We start from the raw sequence: 20343 nt of genomic DNA, 5'->3' as shown, positions 1-20343 counted from the left end.
GCCTGAGTATTACTCAGGCTTTTTAAACATAGCACGTAAGTTTGCTACCCTAGCCTGCCCTTTTTCCATTCGCTCTGCCTGCGAACTAGGCGCCTTTTTGTTTTCAAATGCCAAATCATCTTGCGGCAACTCTTGCACAAATCGACTTAACTCTGTCTCAGAGGTTTCACCAAACTGACGGCGGATCTTTGCATATGTAAGTGTTAACTCTTGCTGCGCACGAGTAATACCAACGTAAGCGAGTCGACGCTCTTCGTCTACGTTATCTTCGTCAATACTCACCTGGTGAGGTAGCAACCCTTCTTCCATACCAACCATAAACACGTACGGATACTCTAAACCTTTAGAGGCATGCAATGTAAGTAACTGAACAGCATCGGATTCATCTTCTTCCTCGTTACGCTCAAGCATATCGCGCAGTGTCAGTTTACTAACCACTTCGGCAAGCGTCATCGGCTCGTTATCAGCGTCTCCGGTTAGCATGTCTGTGATCCAACGATACAATTCAGAGACATTTTTCATTCTCATTTCGGCCGCTTTAGCACTAGGCGATGTTTCGTAAAGGTAAGCTTCGTAATTAATATTACGCACTAAATCTTTCACCGCCTCTAACGTATCACTGCGTACCGCGTTGTCTGACAATTCGACAATCCATCGAGCAAACCCAGCTAAAGCGTTAAAACCTCGCCCTTTTAATCTGTAACCTAGGTCGTTATCAAAACAGGTAGCAAACAAACTTTGATGTTTTTCGTTGGCTAAAGTACCCAGTTTTTCAAGTGTTACCGTGCCTATTTCTCGTCGCGGCGTGTTCACTATACGTAAAAATGCGTTATCGTCATCTTGGTTCACGAGTAAGCGCAAGTACGCCATTATGTCTTTAATTTCTGAACGCGCGAAAAACGACATGCCGCCACTTATTTTATAAGGGATACGGTTGCTCATTAATGACTTTTCAAAGCCGCGTGCTTGGTGATTACCACGATACAAAATAGCGTAGTCTTTGTAGCTTGTGCGCTTCATAAATTTATGCGAAATAATTTCAGCAACTACACGCTCTGACTCATGCTCTTCGTCGCGACAACCAATCACTTTTATCGGCTCACCGTACCCTAACTCACTAAATAGTTTTTTTTCTATATCGTGCGGGTTATTGGCAATGAGTATATTGGCAGATTTAAGTATTCGCTGCGCGCTTCGGTAATTTTGCTCAAGCTTTATAAGCCTAAGCCCGGGGTAATCTTTACTTAAAAGAACAAGGTTTTGTGGACGCGCACCACGCCAAGAGTAAATAGATTGGTCATCATCACCTACTACAGTAAAACGTGCGCGCTCGCCAACAAGTAGCTTTACAAGCTGATACTGGCTGGTGTTGGTATCTTGGTATTCATCCACCAGCAAATACTTAAAGCGTTGCTGCCAACGCTCACGAGATGTTGCGTTACCAGTAAGTAGTAATGTGGGGATCATAATCAGATCGTCAAAGTCTAATGCATTATAAGCACGCAATTGGGTTTGATAACGGGCATAAAGCTGTGCAAATAACGCCTTTTGCGCGTCACGTGCTTCACGTATTGCTTGCTCTGGCAGCACTAGCTCGTTTTTCCAGCTACCAATCTCCATTTTTAGCAGCTTAAGTAAATCTTTGTCCTTTTTTAATTCATCTTCGGTGAGTTCCGATAACAGCTGATTGGTATCTTGATCGTCAAATAACGAAAAACCAGGTTTAAAGCCGAGTGTGCTCAATTCTTTTTTTATTATTTCTAAACCCAGTGTATGAAACGTCGATACCCATAACCCTTTTGCCTCTTGCTTACCAAGCGTTTGTAATACGCGCTCACGCATCTCTTTGGCCGCTTTATTAGTAAAGGTAACCGCTGCAATATTACGTGCTTTGTACTCGCACTTTTGTACCAAGTAAGCAATTTTATTTGTAATAACGCGGGTTTTTCCAGAGCCAGCTCCAGCAAGTACTAAGCATGGGCCACTTATATATTTTACTGCTTCATCTTGTTTTGGATTGAGTTTCATAACGACCAGAATGATTTAAAAGACGCGCAATTTTAACGTAACCATTACTACAGGCATAGCGATTGCCATAATTAATTACGCAAACATGATCATGTGTTAAATGAAGTGGGTATAAGGTAATATTAGTCATTATCATTTTAGGCAATGCCGAAGGGACAATTATGATCAACCCAGCAAAACTAGAAGAAATTGCTAAGCAAATTACGAGTAATATGCCACAAGGTGTAAAAAATTTAGCAGACACGCTAGAAGGTAAAACAAAGCAAGTTTTACAAAACAAACTTGCTGAGATGGACTTTGTTAGCCGAGAAGAATTTGATATCCAAAGCCAAGTACTTATCCGTACACGCGAAAAACTAACTGAGCTAGAAGCTAAAGTGGCAGTTCTTGAGCAGCAACTAAGCGAAAAAACAGACGTTGAATAATTAATTTAACGCATAAAAAAGCAGCCTGAGCTGCTTTTTTTACATTATTATGTATACATGAAATTAATATCTATTCAAATAGCTCATCAAGCACATAATATTTTTGCGCCTCTTCTTGCTTTAAACTCACCAATAACATTTTTACAGCAACTTGCTTGCCTGTTATGGGTTTATAACGCTTTAAAACACTAACTTTTGTAAGTAATGGTAAAATAACACTGCCTAACTTTTCAGCTAGCCTAAAGTGATCCCGCGCCCCTAATAACAGTGACGGTTGAAAAACACTCGTTTTATTAAACGCCAAAGGCATAACCGCTTGCTCTAACTGCCCCTTCATTTTTAAATAAGCGCTGCTGCTGTTTGCATTTGCACCACTTGATGACACTAAGCAATAGTGTTTCATACCATTACATGAAGCAAGTTGCGCGGCAATAAATTGATAATCAAAGTCGACTTTACGCTGTGCCTCAACAGAGCCTGCTTGTTTAAGTGTCGTACCTAAACATGAAAAAAACACATCACCTTTAAATAACTCACTGTATTGAGTCAGCTTTTCAAAATCAATAATATGGTTAGTTAACTTTTTATCGGAAAGTGGTAACGCTCGGCGTGTTATAGCAACAACTTTACTATACTCGACACAGCTGAGTAATGCCGTCAAAAGCTCAGACCCTACTAAACCTGTTGCGCCAATAACAACCGCCGTTTTCGTCATTTATTTACTCACAACCTGCTTTTTTAAATACATGTTGTATTGCACGTTTGTAACTGTCTGACTCTTCCTCTGCACACGTTACAACCGCTTCTAAGTCATGTAAATGGCCGTTTTCTAAACCATAAACCCATCCATGAATCGTTAAGTCTTGGCCTCGCTCCCATGCATCTTGCACAATATTGGTTCGACATACATTACGAACTTGCTCTATTACGTTAAGTTCTATCAAGCGGCTTAATCGCTGTTCTTCATTTATACTGTTGAGTTGCTCTATGTGTTTTTCTTTTACATCGCCAACATGACGAAGCCAATTATCAATAAAGCCAAACTTTGCATCGTTCAGGACCGCTTGAACACCACCACACCCATAATGACCAACGACCATAATGTGTTTAACTTTTAAAACTTCGACTGCGTATTGCATCACTGATAAGCAATTGTGGTCAGTATGTACAACTACATTGGCGACATTGCGGTGTACAAATAGCTCACCCGGTAATAAATCAACTATTTGATTAGCTGGTACACGAGAGTCTGAACAACCAATCCATAAGTACTCTGGGTTTTGCTGCATAGACAAAATTTTAAAAAACTCTGGGTTCGCTTCGCTTGTCCGCGCAGCCCAATTTTTATTATTATCGAACAATTTTTTTAATTTTCTCATTGCATCTCTTATTAAGCCAAAACGACTATTTATTGGGTGGAAGGGTTATTATTGGCAAGAATTAAAATATTCCGAGGCGTTAACTGCTTTTCACAAAAGGTTTTAATACTTACTTGATAGCCATGCTGTTGCAAATATAAAGCACGATCGAGCACAAGCCAAACCTCAATTGCTCTTCTGAACACATGTCGAACCAGTTCAATTCTGTCAGTCACCTTTTTTCGAGCGACGCCTTCAGATAAAAAACGCTCATAATCAATGTCTTGTGGTATTTTTAATGCTTTTTTATCACCCGCCCACTCACAAAATGATTTAAATGAACCTGAGAACACCGCCTTATTAACTGAGGGGACACTAACGTAGTACGACTCATTGGTAATTGACCTCCTCAGCGCATCAAAGCCCAATCGCCACTCAAGTTCTGTTTTTCGTATTTTATCAACTCGAGATGGTGCTGTTACTGTTTCTTGCAGAGCCAGTTTTAAATCACGGTGAGTTAACCTAAGCTGACTTTGCTTGGCAAGCTCGCTCATTGGCAAGTAATCGTTCGGTGTGAATAAATGATAGCAACAAGGTGAGAAGCTAATTTGCTGCACGTTTGCAGCTATTGCTTTGTGTATCATAGCTTGATGTAAAGCGCCGCATGCATGAAGCGCCACAGCATGCATTTCAGTATTAAAAAATAATGTAGTGTCATCATGTAATACATCCACTTGGCTAAATTGCATCGCCAAGCCTTGTTGCTTTGCGCTTTTTTGACCCTGTTCGCATAAATTTGCCTGCAGCTCAAGGCTATTAATATGTGTAGCACCGTTGAATGCCAGCATGCGACCTAAATGCCCTTTACCCGCACACCATTCTAATACCGGTAATTTTGTGTTTGGCAACGCAGACACAAAGTCTTGAAGTTGTTCGAACTTACGCCCTTTTATGCCATTACTAATCCAAAAAGGGTAATCATATCGGCGGGTATCTGCTTGAGGTAATTCACATAATAGCTGTAATTCATCAAGTAACTTAATATGCGGATTAAAAAAATCTATTAATTCATTCTGCTTGGTATCAAGTGTCGCTACTTGCTCATCGGTTAGGCTGTTTAATATGCCTTGCAGTTCAGGCCAAGGGATCGCATCAAAGTCAAAAGCGGTGCACTGCCAATAGGCGCGAGTCCGCTTTAAAATAGAATCAAGTGAAGTAAATTGCTCGGCTAACGTCATAACAGCTTAATTTATTAAAAGGCGGCCAATTGTATCAGTAACATTAACAGCCATTAAACGGTTATTTTTTTACTAAACATTAAACGCAAATACAGAGGTATAGAAATAACACTCACAATCATCGCTGCAATTAACATCCATGATAGCTCCATTTGTTCCGGCCGCTGATATTTATAAATAAAACTGGCTTTAACCTTGTCAAACTCAGTTTGGTGAATACCGTACAAGTCTGCAATTAGGCGCCACTTTGGAATAGACATATGCCCCAAACTGGTTGTTGCTGGCATAATATACTCTTTTAGCATTTCAGCCTCGTATGCTAATTCATGGAAACTTTTGTTAGGTGCGTAAAGTATTTGGGTTACCGCAATGGCCTCGTCCATATTCATCATTGCGTAGCGCCACCCCTTTAGGCTGGCTTGATAAAATCTTTCGACCGTTTCTGGGGATGTGTTTAACATTTTCCTGGTGGTGTATAAGATATCTGCATAGACGTCTATGCCGTAACGCTGAGGACATATTAGGCGATGTGATATACCTCTTTGAGTCATATTGTATGTCTCAGTAGATAGATAAACTTGCATCGCATCGAGCTTGTTTTCAATCCAGGCTTGGCTTGGGTTGTCACCGTTGTATACACTAAGCAAACGCGTATTAACTCCGCTGCGAGTCAGCATAGCCATTAACTCATTGCTATCATTGTGACTCACTTTACTAATACGCTTATTTACAAAATCACGAGGGTGAAAAATATCAGAGGTGTCTTTGACCATCCAGCAATAAGGTGAATATTGCAAGATAGGCGCCATTGCTACAAAAAATTGGCCGTTTATACGTTCCTGTAAAATACCCGAGTGACCTACACCAAACTCGGCGTCGCCATTAGCCACAGCACTAAACGCATCGGGCATTGTTAGATCTGCTGGGTTTATGGTTACATCAAGACCCACATCTTTATAAAACCCTTTTTCTTTGGCCATGTAGTAACCAGCAAACTGAAACTGATGTGTCCATTTTAATTGTAAAGTGACCGATTCTTGCGCCGCAATTTGGCCACAAAAACAACACAATCCAAGTATTAATCCTTTAAGTAACAACCAAGTTTCCTCAAGTTAATGACGGTATCAGTAACTATATGTAAAACAAATGATAAAGCAAGCACCCTTGTAAGGTACTTGCTCTTTAATGGCTGTTAAACTGAAGCGAGCTTTGCGGTTTTTTCTGAAAGAGGTTGCGTCGTTAAAAACTGTGTAAAACACGGATTATGCGTTTCATCTTGCACGCTATAGCCTAAGTCATTTAAATGCTCGTTAAAAGTCTCAAATTGCTCAGGTTCAATGGCAAAACCGGCTAATACATAACCCATTGAGCCGCCTTGACTCCGATAATGAAATAATGTGATATTCCAATCGTTGCCTAACGTATCTAAAAAGCGCGCTAGTGCGCCGGGGTATTCTGGAAATTCAAAACGTAACAAACGTTCATGCAGTTTTTCGGGTGCTTTACCGCCAACCATATAACGTACGTGCAATTTAGCAAGTTCATTATCTGATAAGTCGCAAAATGCGTAATCGTTTTTAGTTAGGTCCTGCTTGAGCTCATTGAGCTCCTGCTCTCCTTGACGCAGTGCAATACCTACAAAAATTTGCGCTTCACCAGGCCCTGCATAACGGTAGTTGAACTCAGTAATAGCACGACCTCCTAAAGACGCACAAAACTGTTTAAAACTGCCTTTTTCTTCTTTAATGGTAACGGCTAATAACGCTTCGTTTTTTTCACCTAGTGCAGTGCGCTCTGCTACATAACGAAGCCGATCAAAGTTTAAATTAGCCCCTGATAATATAGCCGCTAAATTTAACCCTTTAAGACCTGATTGCTGACTCCACTTTTTTAGCCCTGCTATTGCAAGAGCGCCAGAGGGCTCAGCAATTGCGCGTGTAGATACGAAGATGTCTTGCATGGCGGCGCATATTTCATCACTGGTTACAGTCACCACTTCATCACAAAACTTTTGTGCCAAGCGAAATGTTTCTTTGCCAATAATTTTAACAGCGACTCCATCGGCAAAACTGCCAACTCGGTCAAGCTCTACCGGTTCACCCGCTTTAAGTGCAGCTTGTAAACAAGCACTCTCATCGGCTTCAACGCCAATGACTTTGATATCAGGACGAAGTGACTTTATATAAACAGCCATGCCTGCCAGTAAACCACCGCCACCAACAGGTATAAATACTGCATCAAGCTCATTGAGTTGTTGCATTAGCTCTCGTGCTACAGTCCCTTGGCCTACTATAACGTCAGGGTCGTCAAATGGTGGAACAAAAATGCCATTACGCTGCTCTGTAAGTTCAAGTGCATGAGCTTTAGCTACATCAAACTGATGACCATGTAATACCACCTCTGAGCCTAAAGCCCGTACGGCGTTAACTTTTATTTCTGGCGTTGTAACAGGCATCACAATCGTTGCCTTATGCCCTAAATGCGAAGCGCTTAATGCAACACCCTGAGCATGGTTACCCGCCGATGCCGTAATGACAACCGAGCCTTTGGGCAACTTATTAAGTTTATTGAAAGCACCCCGTAGTTTAAACGAATACACCGGCTGCTGATCTTCACGCTTTAACCAAACATGGTTACCTAACTTCGCACTGAGGTCGGGCATTTTGCTGACCTCAGTGACTTTAGCCAAGGGCTCCATATTTGCTTGAATAATTGCACGGAAGTAATCGAGCTCTTGAGAAACCATAATTAGCTAAGCTCCTCCAGTTTGGCTAAATCACGTACTGCGCCTTTATCAGCACTGGTTGCAAGTAGTGCATACGCTTTTAATGCCGACGACACATAACGCTCACGATCAACCGGTTTGTACGCTAATTTGCCACGCGCTAGTTGCTTTTGCTTACGCGCTTCAAGTTCTTCATCGCTTAATGCTAAGGTGATTTCGCGCGTTGCTATATCAATAATAATTTTGTCGCCATTTTCAACATACGCTATGGCACCGCCGCTTGCCGCTTCTGGCGATACGTGGCCAATAGATAAGCCTGATGTACCACCTGAGAAACGACCATCGGTGATCAATGCACACTTTTCAGCTAAGCCTTTTGATTTTAAGTAGCTCGTTGGGTAAAGCATTTCTTGCATACCTGGGCCGCCTTTAGGGCCCTCGTAACGAATAACAACAATGTCACCGGCTTTTACTTCGTCGTTTAAAATACCTTCTACGGAATCGTCTTGTGATTCGTACACCACTGCAGTGCCTTCAAAATGTAGCATTTCGTCAACAACGCCAGCGCTTTTAACTATACAGCCATCAACCGCTAAGTTACCTGAGAGCACAGCTAAGCCGCCATCTTGGCGAAAAGCGTGCTCAACACTACGAATACAACCGTTTTCACGGTCGTTATCGCCTTCATCCCAACGGCATTCTTGGCTCATTGCTTTTGTAGTACGAATACCAGCAGGGCCTGCGCGGTAAAACTTTTGTGCGGCTTCGTTTGTTGGATCAGTCGCATCCCACTTTTTAACAAGCTCCCCCATGGTCATACCCGCTACGTGGTTTACCGATAAATCAACTAAACCGGCTTTGCCCAACTCACGCACAATAGCCATCATGCCACCAGCACGGTGCACATCTTCAATGTGGTACTGCGCTGTTGCTGGGGCAACTTTACATAAAAATGGTGTTTTACGAGATAGCTCATCAATGTGCGACATGTCAAAATCGACGCCGGCTTCTTGTGCCGCAGCTAATAAATGCAATACCGTATTAGATGACCCACCCATGGCAATATCAACAACCATAGAGTTCATAAAGGCTGTTTTGTTAGCAATAGCGCGAGGCAGTACGTCTTGGTTATCTTTTTGGTAGTACTCACGGCATAAATCAACAATGCGAGCACCCGCTTCTACATATAGCTGCTTACGGTCTTTATGGGTCGCAAGCGTTGTACCGTTACCCGGTAGTGCAAGGCCAATAGCCTCTAGTAAACAGTTCATCGAGTTTGCAGTAAACATGCCCGAACACGAACCACAGGTAGGACATGCAGAGCGCTCTACTTGCTCTGAATCAGCATCACTTACCGACTCATCAGCGCCTTTAACCATGGCATCGACTAAATCTAATTTAATATCGATGTTAGCAAGTTTCGTTTTACCCGCTTCCATTGGTCCGCCCGATACAAAAATAACAGGTATATTTAAACGCAGCGCTGCAAGCATCATTCCTGGGGTGATTTTGTCACAGTTAGAAATACAGATCATCGCATCGGCGCAGTGCCCGTTAACCATGTACTCAACCGAATCGGCAATTAGGTCGCGTGATGGGAGTGAGTAAAGCATACCCCCGTGGCCCATTGCGATACCGTCATCAATAGCGATGGTATTAAATTCTTTTGGTACACCACCCGCTTGCGTGATTGTTTCAGCCATTAACTCACTAAGCTGATTAAGGTGAACATGCCCTGGTACAAATTGCGTAAACGAGTTAACTACAGCAATAATTGGTTTACCAAAGTCTGTGTCGGTCATGCCTGTTGCGCGCCATAATGCACGTGCGCCTGCGCGTTTACGTCCTTCAGTTGTTGTTGCACTTCTTAATTTAGCCATAGTTACCTCTGTTTTGCCGCTCTGTAAGCGGGCATTCCTCATTCTAAAAATTGGTGAGTAACTGTTATTAAATTACTCGTAAATTTGTGTCGTTAGCAATTACACAGCTTGTTGCTGTAAATTTTGTAAAGTGATTTCTTTAACGTCCACCAGCTTATTTAACTGGCTTGTTAAAAGATGGATTGGTTTATCGCTGTCTACTGTCATCGCTACATTATAGTGGCCATCATCCATATTGAGCTGAAAATGCGTAAGATCAAAACCACGGTGACGCACTACACGTAAAAAACGCTCGACCGCTATACTTTGGCTCTTTAATGCAATAGTTAGGCTGTGTTTCATTGTGCTTTCTCCGTAATCATTTCGTCATTTGCAGCCCCAGGTGGTACAAGTGGCCATACGTTTTCTTTATCGTCTATGCAGGCATGTACTATGTACGGCCCTTTGCTGTTAACTAATGCAGTTATCGCATCATCAACTTGATTTGCATGTGTAATTGTTTGCCCAGGAATACCAAATACAGCGGCTAACTGAACAAAATCAGGGTTATCTGAAAGGTTTGTTTCAGAGTAACGTCCTTCAAAAAATAGCTCCTGCCATTGGCGAACCATACCTAAGCGTTGGTTATCTAATATTAGTATTTTTACTGGTAAATTGTTACGGCGAATAGTCGCAAGCTCTTGAATGTTCATCATGATTGAGCCATCACCCGACACCGTTATTACAAAATCGTCTGGACGCGCTACTTGTGCACCTATGGCTGCAGGTAAACCAAAGCCCATTGTGCCTGCACCACCACTACTTAAATGGTTGCTCGGGTGGCTAAATTTCATGTGTTGCGCTACCCACATTTGATGCTGACCAACATCGCAGCACACTACGCCTGTTTTTGGCATACGCTGGCTTAATTGGTTCAATAAATACGGGGCAAATACTTTTTCGCCTGGGTAGTCGTAGCGCCACGCATGTTTTACGCTTAACTGCCTATTTGTATCGCACCACGCTTTAGGGGTTACAAAGCACTCAAGTGTCGGTAATGACGTTTTTAAATCAGCAATTAATGAGGCTTTAGCAGGTTTTCGTTTACTTACTTCAGCCGCATCTATATCTAAGTGAATTACTTTTGCTTTAGCGGCAAATTTAGCTAAGTTACCTGTTACGCGATCATCAAAGCGAGCGCCTATACACACTAATACATCGCACTCTTGTACTGCTATATTAGCGGCTTGTGTACCGTGCATGCCTAGCATACCTAAGTAATGTTCGTAATCTGGTAATACACTGCCTAATGCCTTAAGTGTTGATACTGCTGGCATCTGCGTTTTATTTAAAAACTGCATTAACTCATTTTGCGCATCAGCGGCTTGCACGCCGCCGCCAACATATGCAACTGGCTGCTTTGCTTCACTTAATAACTGATTTGCAATAGCAACTTGGTTTAAATCGAGTTGCGGTAAGTATTCATCAGCGGCTAACCACGGCTTAAAAGGCACTTGCGCCATTTGAATATCTTTGGGGATATCCACAAGTACAGGACCTGGGCGACCACTTAGGGCTAAGTGCATGGCCTCTTGTAGTATTTCGGCTAAATCTTCTGGACGCTCTACCATGTAACTGTGTTTTGTGCACGAAAGTGACATACCTAGCACATCTACTTCTTGAAATGCATCAGAGCCAATGGCTGCAGTAGGTACTTGGCCAGTAATTGCTAATAATGGTACTGAGTCCATCATTGCATCGGCAAGTGCTGTTATTAAATTAGTTGCCCCAGGGCCTGATGTTGCTAAACATACGCCTAATTTACCTGTGCTGCGGGCATAACCTACAGCAGCAAAACCAGCACCTTGCTCGTGGCGAGTGAGGTAATGCTTGACTGGCGCACCATACAGCGCATCGTAAATTGGCATAATGGCTCCACCAGGGTAGCCAAATACCTCTTTTACGCCGTGTTTGGCTAATAAGTCGATTGTGAGTTCTGCGCCTGTCATTAATAAATCCTCATTCTTCAGTGACAACCTAATTAATTTTTACCCTTAAAACTAAAAAGCCCTCCGTACTGGTTAAGTGCGGAGGGCTTTTTAATGCTCAAGTTTATAGCACTACAAAGCCCCCGCGGGAATAATCACCACGATAATAATCAGGACTAGTTTAAGTGCAGTTGTAAGCATGTAATTAACACCAAATTTAAATAATCTGTTGCGAAAGTTCATCTTTCGCTCTGTTATGTATTAGTACCGCGCTGAGCGGTTTAAGTCAATACCAAACTCAATTCAAAAAAAGCACTAAAACTTAAATTAAGTGGTTTTAAAATTCACTAAAAACAACTATAAAGAAATTTTTATGTTTTAATTTAAAGTATAGAAATTCACTATTCTTATATCCCCCATTTATGGTTTGATTAATTTTTGAGTTTAAGTAAAAATTAAATTAATTTTTTATACAGATAGTATTTAGACCTTCCGAATAGTTTTAATGATTATGACTTGCGACTTTACTAAATCAAAAAACGTAACTAGAACAAATATTCTACTGAGCGCGTATATTAGTACCAATACCCTCACAAAGACGATTGATAAATACTGAATTTAGCACTGCTGTATAGGCAAATTTAGGTTAGTATTTGTTTAACTCAACAACAGGATTTGAAGGACAAACCATGAAACCGATACCTCGTATTAGTTACTTTTTCATTATGGTGCTGCTTACAGCACTCAGCTTTAATAGCCTTGCAACACCAGCCTTATATAAAATAGAAAAAAACGGCACAACATCTTATTTATTTGGCACTGTTCACGTAGGTGATGCCAGTATGAAAGGCTTGCCTGAAAATATAACTCAAGCCATTGAGCAAAGTAATGAAGTGGTTGTGGAAGTGGATATTAGTAAACTTACTCCATTTGAGATGCAACAGCGCTCTATGCCGTTAATGATGCTAAAAAATGGCAAAACATTACAAACAGAACTATCAAAACAAAACTACAAAAAGCTTAAAGATTACTTTGCAAAAAAGTCGATTGATATTGCCATGTTTAACACCTTTAAACCGTGGGCTGTAATGGTAACTATGATGCAAATTGAATTTCAAAATGCAGGATTTTCTGATCAAACAGGCATAGACAAGCAAGTACTTGCTTACGCTAAAAAGCAAAATATAAAAATAAGCGAACTAGAAACCCTAGAGCAGCAGTTACAAATGTTTGATGGTATGGCGCTATTAAGTAACGAAATGATTGAAGAAACCTTCGAGCAGCTTGCCGACATTAATACTTATTTTATTAAGCTAGTAAACGCGTGGAAAAATGGCGATATGGATACGCTTACCGAGTACTACAATATGAGCTTTGACGATAGTAATTACGGTGAAATAAGCGAGCAAGTCATGCTGGTTAGTCGAAATAATAAATGGGTTGAGCAATTAGTGCCTCGCTTAGCTAACGAAAAACTATTTATTGCGGTAGGTGCACTGCACTTACCAGAGCAACATGGCTTAATTAAGCAGCTAAAAGACAAAGGTTTTAGTGTTACTCGTCTTTAAAACTAAGAACTCCAATAAAGCTTACGTAAATATTTACCCTGCGTAAGCTAATAATATTTAGGTGGATTATGAAACGTATTCAATTCGAGATTTTATTTTTTCTCTCCATGCTTTTTATAAGTGGAATATATTACTATCAAGAGGGACACTTTAAACCAAGTGGTGGGTTAATCATTGCTTCTTTACTTCTTGTGATCGAAATTATTATTTACGCAATAGAAAGTATTAATAAAAAATATAAAAAACATTCTAAAACCTAAAAAAATTGTATCTCAGGTAGCAATAACTTCATTTGGGTAAGGTGCTTCTATGCTTGCAGTACTAATTTAACCTTATCAATTAGCACTGCAAACAGTGTCGATTTGCCTACATCATAGCACTTACTGTACTGCCAAGTTAACATAAGGCTAATTATGTAAGTCAGCGTATTTTACACATTTTTAATTTATTTCACTGCTCATACATACATTAAATAGCGCATCGACAATTGCTTGCTTACCAATTGGTTTATGAATATGCCCACTGGCGCCATACTCATATACTAACTTCATATCCTCTGTAGATGTATTAGCGGTAACCACAATAATAGGCGTATTAGCGTCAAAAATGCGTATTTTTTTAATAGCCTCAAAGCCATCCATTATTGGCATATTTAAATCCATAAAAATAACCTGGTATTCGTTTTTAGTGGCCATCTCGCAGGCGACCTTTCCGTTTTCTGCACATTCATAGCTGTAGTTAAGTTGTGAAAGAATTCGCGTTAATATGTGCATGTTTAACGGGTTATCTTCAACAACTAAACAATGCAGATTTTTAGGTAACAGCGCACATAACGAAGGTGCACTTTCATCAATCACAACGGGCATTTTCAGCGTAACGCGCACCCCATTTGGCGATGTATTTTCAAACACAATATTTCCGTCAAAAGCATCAACAATGTACTGCACCCTTGCAAGGCCTGTTCTTAACCCTTGAAAGTGATTATTTTGATTAGATGAATTAAAAGTTAACTTGCTGACTGGCTTGGTTAACCCTGAACCTGTATCCGTGATTGTTACTGTTAATTGCTTATTGCTAACACAAGCCTTAACAGTAACAGACCCCTCTTCTGTAAACTTTAATGCGTTGCCAACTAACTCAGCTAACACTTGCTGAAAGCGTTGATGATCTAGTTTTATAGCTTGATCAAGTGTCGAATCAAGTGTTGTAACTAAGGTAATACCTTTTTGGATGTAACCAAATTCATACCCTAAAAGCACTTTATTGAATGACTGAAGTAAGTTTTCATTTGACGGTTTCAATGTCCAACGACCTAAACTAAGTGCCTGTAAATCTTGTAGCTCGTCAAGCATTGCTATTATTCTTGATGCGCAATAAGAGGCCTGTGTTTTAATCGATTTTTGGCTATTACTGACCTCTAACGAATCAATCGAGGCAATAAAGCCTTGTAGAGGCGTTCTAAACTCATGACTTGCTCGAGCTATAAAGTGTTCTTTATTTTTGCTCACTTGCTGCGCAAAATCTTTTTGCTGTTGATACTTTGATAACGCCTTAGTGATCTGCTTTTCCATCGGTATGAACACAAAGCGTAATACACCAATAAGCAATAACATAGTTAGCAACCAAAAAAACAACTCGGCTGAAGACACCCACGCCACTTTTTTAACGGACTCTTTTTCAAATAAGCCAACAGCTTGATCTAAATACTTTAGTAACTCTTCCATGCGCTTAACAGAAAACACATTGGGGTCTATTTTTTCCTGTTTATACAGCAGCCCTTCTACCTGCTGGATAAATTTTTGCACACGCAAATCTAGCTCAATAGGTGATTTTATATATAACTTGATAAGCTCAGGGCTGAGATATTTATATTGACCATTATCGTTTTTTGACAATAAATATTGATGGTTTGCTTTAAATAGGCTGAGCGATGCATCTAAAGACTGCTGATGATCTGTACTAGGTACTTGCGAGGTTAATAACTTATCACCATGCAATGCAATTTTTTGCGACAGCATTCGCTGTTTACCAGCAATGTTAATAATGTTTGCATCATTTTTTTGTACTGAAAAAAAGTACTGCATTAGTGATACAGAAACACTAATTAATAGCGCAATCGCGATTAATGCCCACCGATTACGTAGGCGAATATTTGCAACAATTTCAAACATAGTTAGCCTAACTTTTTGGTTTAAGTGTAGTCCAATTACATCAATATCTATGCTTAATCTATAAATATAAAAAAGCCCAACTCAAAGCTGGGCTATATAAGAGGATTTACTATCTATTTTCTAAACGATTGTAATCGAACATCCCGTATTCAATACCACGGTATTTTTTTGCTGTAGCGTGCAAAATATCGCTGTATTGCCAAAACTGTGGATGGGAACGTCTAATACCAAACTTAGTTTTTAGAGCTGCGTAGTCAGCTTCAACTTGCATCATAGGTAACTGTTCAGCAAAAGCCTCAACCTGTTGTTCATTATTCAAATACCAAATGGAAGCTGGGTAGTCACCTATAAAACCGGGGACGATTGTTGCCGTGTCTTCGTCAAAAGCTCGTTGACCGTCTTCATTTAATAAGCTCGAAATATTGTAATGTGCGTTATGATGAATAATGGTATAAGCCTTATGGCTATCGTCATCTTGCTTTACTAACACAAACGATAACTGCGGTAGTAAGTTTACTGCTTTTGCAGGCATAGCATTAATGGCACTTAGCGATTTAGGTACTTGTTTATAATCGTAGTGTTCGCTTAGCACTGGGCTTAGCGCCTCTTTAATTAATGCATATAACTCTTTTTGAGGATTGCTTGTTTTATAAGTTATACCGCTTGGCTGACTAAACTCACGGTTATTTTTAAAAAACTCAGCAAGACTTGGTGGTGATTTACGATACCACTGGCCTTTAATTTTATCTCGTTTACTTTCAGGTAATAATGCTAAGAAGTTTTGCTCTCCTTCTAAGCGTAAAAAATCCATATACAAACGCGTTACCAGTTGATGCCCAATATTGCCGTAAACATCAAAACCAGCAACCAGCAAATAATGAATTCGCTCAAATAAGGCATAATCTAAAATCCAAGTTGTTTTTGGCTCTTGGCCAATAAAACCTTTCACCACGGTGGCGCTGTCAAAATGACGAAATATAGTCAATGCTGCATTTTTATTGTGACCATCTCCTTTCCACAATAGATCTGTTGTTAAATGCTCGCCACCTTTAAACATCTCATTAGCTAAATTGACCTTTGCTTTTAAATATTTTTGCTCCAGAGCTGAGTATTTAACCCAGTTAGCAATAGGAAATGCATTACTTTCCTCTGCGGCGGGTAATTCAAGTGCGTCTTCATGCTGCATTATCATTTGTCCAACCGCTGGGGTTGCCACTTTTTTGGGATCAGCAAAAGCAACCCAAAAGTGGTCGTTAATCACATTTAACGCAATTTGACCACGGCATACTGGCCCTTTAATAAAGCCCATAATAATTAACTCAGCTTCATCAAGCATAAACTGATATTTAGAATCAATAGGGATCACTTCAAACGTTTTAAACGGATTAGATGCAGACTCTGCCTTGTAGCTTGGCATGCTTTTAACCGTATACTCTGGTGCAATGAACTGTTGGTATAAACGGGCCAACTTTTCATCATTTAGCTTAAGCGGTAAGTGAGTTTTAGATAAAATAGTGCTGCGATCATGCAGTAATCGGTAGTAAACACGGTTAACCTTAGGATCGTCATAAGGTCGGCGTGTGCTTATTAATTTTATTTTTTCACCGGGTGGCGTGCTCGAACGAACAAGCTTAAAAAAGTTATCTGGGGTCTTTTGGTCAAAATATATGTGAGCTAAAAACCAATGCTCGTATATATAGCGAGCCGATAACTGATACTTCAAAGCATCTTGGTTTAAAAAAGCTTCCCAACGCTTAACCTGCTCAAGCTCAAACTCAGTTGGCGGGTCGATATGCGCCATCTTTCCACCTGCTTTGAGCCATTTCTGCAAATGATTAAACTCATCACGAGATACACCCGGTAATCCATAAGGCATACCAGCATGAGGTTGTTCACTCGCTAATTGATCAAACTCCCCCATAGTGGCACAGGTTTGAGAGCGGCTCAGCGAAAAATCAAACTCATCACCTAATATTTCATTTGCAGGTAATTCATGACTTTGCTTTAGCACTAAACTATTAAACAGCACGCTACCAGCCAAGTTAGCTTCTTGAGTTTGGATTCGCTCATTTAAAACTGGAGTAAAATTCCTTTCTCGCCATTGCTGCGTGGTTGTCGCATCAAACAATAGCCGACTTGGGGTTGTAGCAAGTAAACGAGTACCATCATAAACAAGGTTTTTACTTACACCTCTATCTATCCCTTCAGGGGATGATAGTTTTAACTGACAAGGTGCATCGTAACAACCATGACAAACAACACAGCGAGTATCAAGCACAGGTTTTACATTTTGTAAAAAATTAGCCCCTTCGCCTGTATTATGAGAAACAATTCTCAGCTGAGGTTGTTCAGTGCCAAATATCTCATTGTAATGAGCATTACCTAAGTACGCACAACCACTGAGAATAACTAATATAACGATACCTATGAGTTTGTTCATTCGTCTTCATCACCCAAATCGAAGGTCGGCATCATATCCATTTGCGGAGATATAAATACATTTTGGTTCTCAGTATTGAGTACAACACTTAGAACAGGACCATGAATTAAAGTTATTTGCGCACTGTGCGGTTGCTCTAACACAGGAGTATAAGCAGGGTCTGTAATCAATAATTCATAATCTGTCACTGTAATAGCTATGCTGCTATCCTCTGAAGGGTTTTGGCAAATTTGAGCAAGTAGATCATCATCAAGTGGTATTAATATTTCAAAATCAGGCTGTTCTAAATCTCTATCACTTAAAGACTCATTTAATAGAAATAAAGGAAGGGTTAAATTGCTATTTTGTTCAAATTCCATTGTCTGCTCAACATGCATAGATATTTTATATGGCTGGCATTATAACAAAATAACGAATAATTAAACGCTAAAGCTAATAGCCAGAGTAGTTGAGTACAAGTTAGTCTTCCCATACACTCACTCATACGCCATAAACGCGTTACTCTTGCGCTTGGATCACCGAAAAAACAGCACCTTGAGGATCGCAAAAAACGGCAAACCGACCAACTTCAGGTACTGTAGTAGAAGGTACACATAATTGAGCCCCCAGTTCCTGTGCCTTGTTGGCTGTTGAATCGCAGTTATCAACTAAAAAATAAATCATCCAATGAGGAGGAACCTCCTCAGGCCATTCATTATTCATTTCAAGCATTCCAGCAACAGGCTTCCCATCCACCATGAATAATGTGTAATCCATACCATCCATTGGTTTTATTTCACTTCTCCATCCCAGCAAAGCACAATAAAACTCGTTACTAATTTTACTGTTGCGTGTAGCTAGCTCATGCCAATAAGGCGTTGATAGCTCTGAGAGACGCTTGCATCCTTTATGTTCTCTACCTTGCCATAAAGCAACTGTTGCTCCACCCGGATCAGTAAGCATTAACATCCGGCCAGCATTCATAACATTATGAGGACCTGCAATTATTTCTGCTCCGAGTTCCTTCGCTTTTAATGCACATTCATCCACATCGTCTACCGCAATATAAGTTAACCAACTGCTTGGAATACCCTCTTGAATTTGCTCTTTTGGCATTTCATACATGGCGGCAATGTCGTCATTCTCTTTTTGTAACATAGTATAAAATAGATCATCGCCTATAGGTTGATCATCAGTACCCCAGTCAAATAAAGACGTATAAAAAGCTTTACCCTCTTTCCAATTATGTGTACATAGCTCTGACCAGCAAAAAATACCTTGTGGATAATTGTCCATATTGAAGCCTTTGTTATTTTTATATTAGGCATACTCTTAAAACGTAGTACGCAAGATTAAATTTTAATTAGCTTAAATCAATAACTATTAAGAGTCGATGATAGATATAAGGAACGTGTTGAAATCTAAATTAGAGCATCTAAAACAGGCGCTCTATTTTTAATACCATACACGTTATTACCTTGCTGCATTTAGTCCAATTGAGAAATATGGAGTTAACTAGGTCAATACTCTACATCTAATTATGTTATGTATTTAGTAGTTATGATGAAATAGATGAGCGAATATGGCTTGGTTTAATGTATCTGCTTTAGTCCAAATACTGTTCACAAAGAGGCGCTTCGCTTAAGAGACGCTGCGCTTTAGAGAAAGAAATGCTTAACTTTACTTTCCTATAGACGTAAAAAAGCCCGACTCTTTCGAATCGGGCTTTCTTGTATTTGAAGCCTGGTAATGTCCTACTTTCACATAGCAAATGCTACACTATCATCGGCGCTGTTTCGTTTCACTACTGAGTTCGGCATGGGATCAGGTGGGTCCAAAACGCTATTGTCACCAAGCAAATTAGGTGCAAAGGATTTATGACAAGCACGTAGTGCTTCTTTTTCCTTTGCGCAAGGTGCCTCAATGTTAACGCTACGCGCTAAGAGTCACCTCATAAATTTGGAAAATATCTGATAATATTTTTTAAGTCTTTCTAAGTAATATCTACTTTAGTTATATTAACTTCTTCGCTTGTTCAACTATCACACAAAACGCGTTTGGCGTTGTATGGTTAAGCCTCACGGGTAATTAGTACAAGTTAGCTTAATGGCTCACACCACTTCCACATCTTGCCTATCAACGTTGTAGTCTTCAACGGCCCTTCAGAGACTTTAAAAGTCTAGTGAGAACTCATCTCGAGGCCTGCTTCGCGCTTAGATGCTTTCAGCGCTTATCAGTTCCGAACGTAGCTACCGGGCAATGCCATTGGCATGACAACCCGAACACCAGCGGTTCGTTCACTCCGGTCCTCTCGTACTAGGAGCAACCCCTCTCAATTCTCAAACGCCCACGGCAGATAGGGACCGAACTGTCTCACGACGTTCTAAACCCAGCTCGCGTACCACTTTAAATGGCGAACAGCCATACCCTTGGGACCGACTTCAGCCCCAGGATGTGATGAGCCGACATCGAGGTGCCAAACACCGCCGTCGATATGAACTCTTGGGCGGTATCAGCCTGTTATCCCCGGAGTACCTTTTATCCGTTGAGCGATGGCCCTTCCA

General features: G+C 40.5%; 16 protein-coding genes and 2 rRNA genes. 3 read left to right on the top strand and 15 right to left on the bottom strand.

Translation table 11 applies throughout. The annotated features are described in order from the left end of the window. Positions 1 to 9 precede the first annotated feature (9 nt). On the bottom strand, positions 10 to 2028 hold the full coding sequence (gene rep / locus ATS76_RS00090; protein ID WP_058550557.1) for a DNA helicase Rep: 2019 nt from the start codon (positions 2026 to 2028) through the stop codon (positions 10 to 12). Positions 2029 to 2189: 161 nt separating this feature from the next. Between rep and ubiK the strand changes: the two genes are divergently transcribed. Then, positions 2190 to 2453: a ubiquinone biosynthesis accessory factor UbiK gene (gene ubiK / locus ATS76_RS00085; RefSeq protein ID WP_058403888.1), complete on the top strand. Its 264-nt coding sequence runs from the start codon at positions 2190 to 2192 to the stop codon at positions 2451 to 2453. A 70-nt stretch (positions 2454 to 2523) separates the two neighbouring features. On the opposite strand, the gene ATS76_RS00080 is transcribed toward ubiK, so the two are convergent. The 8 genes from ATS76_RS00080 to ilvG form a co-directional block, all read right to left on the bottom strand. Then, the gene (locus ATS76_RS00080) at positions 2524 to 3168 is read right to left on the bottom strand and encodes an NADH dehydrogenase (protein ID WP_058550556.1); all 645 of its coding nucleotides are present in this window, start codon (positions 3166 to 3168) and stop codon (positions 2524 to 2526) included. Between the two features lie 4 nt (positions 3169 to 3172). After that, entirely contained in the window at positions 3173 to 3832 is a 660-nt protein-coding gene (gene can, locus ATS76_RS00075) for a carbonate dehydratase (protein WP_058550555.1), read from the bottom strand. A gap of 29 nt (positions 3833 to 3861) precedes the next feature. Next, positions 3862 to 5049, bottom strand: coding sequence for a methyltransferase (locus ATS76_RS00070; RefSeq protein ID WP_058550554.1), 1188 nt, complete (start codon positions 5047 to 5049; stop codon positions 3862 to 3864). Positions 5050 to 5102: 53 nt separating this feature from the next. After that, entirely contained in the window at positions 5103 to 6146 is a 1044-nt protein-coding gene (locus ATS76_RS00065; protein ID WP_058550553.1) for an ABC transporter substrate-binding protein, read from the bottom strand. 95 nt (positions 6147 to 6241) lie between these two features. Continuing rightward, positions 6242 to 7795, bottom strand: coding sequence for a threonine ammonia-lyase, biosynthetic (ilvA, locus tag ATS76_RS00060; protein ID WP_058550552.1), 1554 nt, complete (start codon positions 7793 to 7795; stop codon positions 6242 to 6244). Positions 7796 to 7797: 2 nt separating this feature from the next. Continuing rightward, positions 7798 to 9654, bottom strand: coding sequence for a dihydroxy-acid dehydratase (gene ilvD / locus ATS76_RS00055; RefSeq protein ID WP_058550551.1), 1857 nt, complete (start codon positions 9652 to 9654; stop codon positions 7798 to 7800). Between the two features lie 99 nt (positions 9655 to 9753). After that, positions 9754 to 9996 (bottom strand): acetolactate synthase 2 small subunit, encoded by a 243-nt coding sequence (ilvM, locus tag ATS76_RS00050; protein ID WP_006793049.1) that lies wholly within the window; start codon positions 9994 to 9996, stop codon positions 9754 to 9756. Next, a complete protein-coding gene (gene ilvG / locus ATS76_RS00045; RefSeq protein WP_058550550.1) occupies positions 9993 to 11642 on the bottom strand; it encodes an acetolactate synthase 2 catalytic subunit in 1650 nt (549 codons plus the stop codon). The genes ilvM and ilvG overlap by 4 nt, the downstream gene beginning before the upstream one ends. 668 nt (positions 11643 to 12310) lie before the next feature. Here ilvG and ATS76_RS00040 point away from each other — a divergent pair. Together ATS76_RS00040 and ATS76_RS00035 are read left to right on the top strand one after the other, a co-directional pair. Further along, on the top strand, positions 12311 to 13189 hold the full coding sequence (locus tag ATS76_RS00040; protein ID WP_058550549.1) for a TraB/GumN family protein: 879 nt from the start codon (positions 12311 to 12313) through the stop codon (positions 13187 to 13189). 68 nt (positions 13190 to 13257) lie between these two features. Further along, positions 13258 to 13449 (top strand): hypothetical protein, encoded by a 192-nt coding sequence (locus ATS76_RS00035; RefSeq protein WP_058403897.1) that lies wholly within the window; start codon positions 13258 to 13260, stop codon positions 13447 to 13449. A gap of 180 nt (positions 13450 to 13629) precedes the next feature. Here ATS76_RS00035 and ATS76_RS00030 read toward each other — a convergent pair whose 3' ends face one another. The 6 genes from ATS76_RS00030 to ATS76_RS00005 all read right to left on the bottom strand — a co-directional run. After that, a complete protein-coding gene (locus ATS76_RS00030; protein ID WP_058550548.1) occupies positions 13630 to 15360 on the bottom strand; it encodes a response regulator in 1731 nt (576 codons plus the stop codon). 109 nt (positions 15361 to 15469) lie between these two features. Beyond that, on the bottom strand, positions 15470 to 17800 hold the full coding sequence (locus ATS76_RS00025; protein WP_058550547.1) for a fatty acid cis/trans isomerase: 2331 nt from the start codon (positions 17798 to 17800) through the stop codon (positions 15470 to 15472). Then, positions 17797 to 18159 carry a hypothetical protein gene (locus ATS76_RS00020; RefSeq protein ID WP_058550546.1) on the bottom strand — a complete coding sequence of 121 codons (363 nt, stop codon included), beginning with the start codon at positions 18157 to 18159 and terminating at the stop codon, positions 17797 to 17799. Before ATS76_RS00020 ends, ATS76_RS00025 begins: the two co-directional genes overlap by 4 nt. Before the next feature lie 139 nt (positions 18160 to 18298). Then, entirely contained in the window at positions 18299 to 19075 is a 777-nt protein-coding gene (locus ATS76_RS00015; protein ID WP_058550545.1) for a VOC family protein, read from the bottom strand. 445 nt (positions 19076 to 19520) lie between these two features. Next, positions 19521 to 19635: ribosomal RNA gene (rrf, locus tag ATS76_RS00010) — 5S ribosomal RNA — on the bottom strand. Positions 19636 to 19846: 211 nt separating this feature from the next. Then, positions 19847 to 20343 (bottom strand): 23S ribosomal RNA (locus tag ATS76_RS00005); the annotation flags it as partial.

Origin of the sequence: Pseudoalteromonas sp. 10-33 (genome assembly GCF_001469195.1) — a bacterium.
Taxonomy (GTDB): domain Bacteria; phylum Pseudomonadota; class Gammaproteobacteria; order Enterobacterales; family Alteromonadaceae; genus Pseudoalteromonas.
The sequence above is the reverse complement of the archived record's forward strand: the minus strand, read 5'-3'. Positions and strand labels throughout refer to the sequence as shown.

What these genes read in the sequence shown, in the direction of transcription:
- rep (WP_058550557.1), bottom strand. Translation starts at nt 2,028, where the DNA reads ATGAAACTCAATCCAAAACAAGATGAAGCAGTAAAATATATAAGTGGC.
- ubiK (WP_058403888.1), top strand. Translation starts at nt 2,190, where the DNA reads ATGATCAACCCAGCAAAACTAGAAGAAATTGCTAAGCAAATTACGAGT.
- ATS76_RS00080 (WP_058550556.1), bottom strand. Translation starts at nt 3,168, where the DNA reads ATGACGAAAACGGCGGTTGTTATTGGCGCAACAGGTTTAGTAGGGTCT.
- can (WP_058550555.1), bottom strand. Translation starts at nt 3,832, where the DNA reads ATGAGAAAATTAAAAAAATTGTTCGATAATAATAAAAATTGGGCTGCG.
- ATS76_RS00070 (WP_058550554.1), bottom strand. Translation starts at nt 5,049, where the DNA reads ATGACGTTAGCCGAGCAATTTACTTCACTTGATTCTATTTTAAAGCGG.
- ilvA (WP_058550552.1), bottom strand. Translation starts at nt 7,795, where the DNA reads ATGGTTTCTCAAGAGCTCGATTACTTCCGTGCAATTATTCAAGCAAAT.
- ilvD (WP_058550551.1), bottom strand. Translation starts at nt 9,654, where the DNA reads ATGGCTAAATTAAGAAGTGCAACAACAACTGAAGGACGTAAACGCGCA.
- ilvM (WP_006793049.1), bottom strand. Translation starts at nt 9,996, where the DNA reads ATGAAACACAGCCTAACTATTGCATTAAAGAGCCAAAGTATAGCGGTC.
- ilvG (WP_058550550.1), bottom strand. Translation starts at nt 11,642, where the DNA reads ATGACAGGCGCAGAACTCACAATCGACTTATTAGCCAAACACGGCGTA.
- ATS76_RS00040 (WP_058550549.1), top strand. Translation starts at nt 12,311, where the DNA reads ATGAAACCGATACCTCGTATTAGTTACTTTTTCATTATGGTGCTGCTT.
- ATS76_RS00035 (WP_058403897.1), top strand. Translation starts at nt 13,258, where the DNA reads ATGAAACGTATTCAATTCGAGATTTTATTTTTTCTCTCCATGCTTTTT.
- ATS76_RS00030 (WP_058550548.1), bottom strand. Translation starts at nt 15,360, where the DNA reads ATGTTTGAAATTGTTGCAAATATTCGCCTACGTAATCGGTGGGCATTA.
- ATS76_RS00025 (WP_058550547.1), bottom strand. Translation starts at nt 17,800, where the DNA reads ATGAACAAACTCATAGGTATCGTTATATTAGTTATTCTCAGTGGTTGT.
- ATS76_RS00020 (WP_058550546.1), bottom strand. Translation starts at nt 18,159, where the DNA reads ATGGAATTTGAACAAAATAGCAATTTAACCCTTCCTTTATTTCTATTA.
- ATS76_RS00015 (WP_058550545.1), bottom strand. Translation starts at nt 19,075, where the DNA reads ATGGACAATTATCCACAAGGTATTTTTTGCTGGTCAGAGCTATGTACA.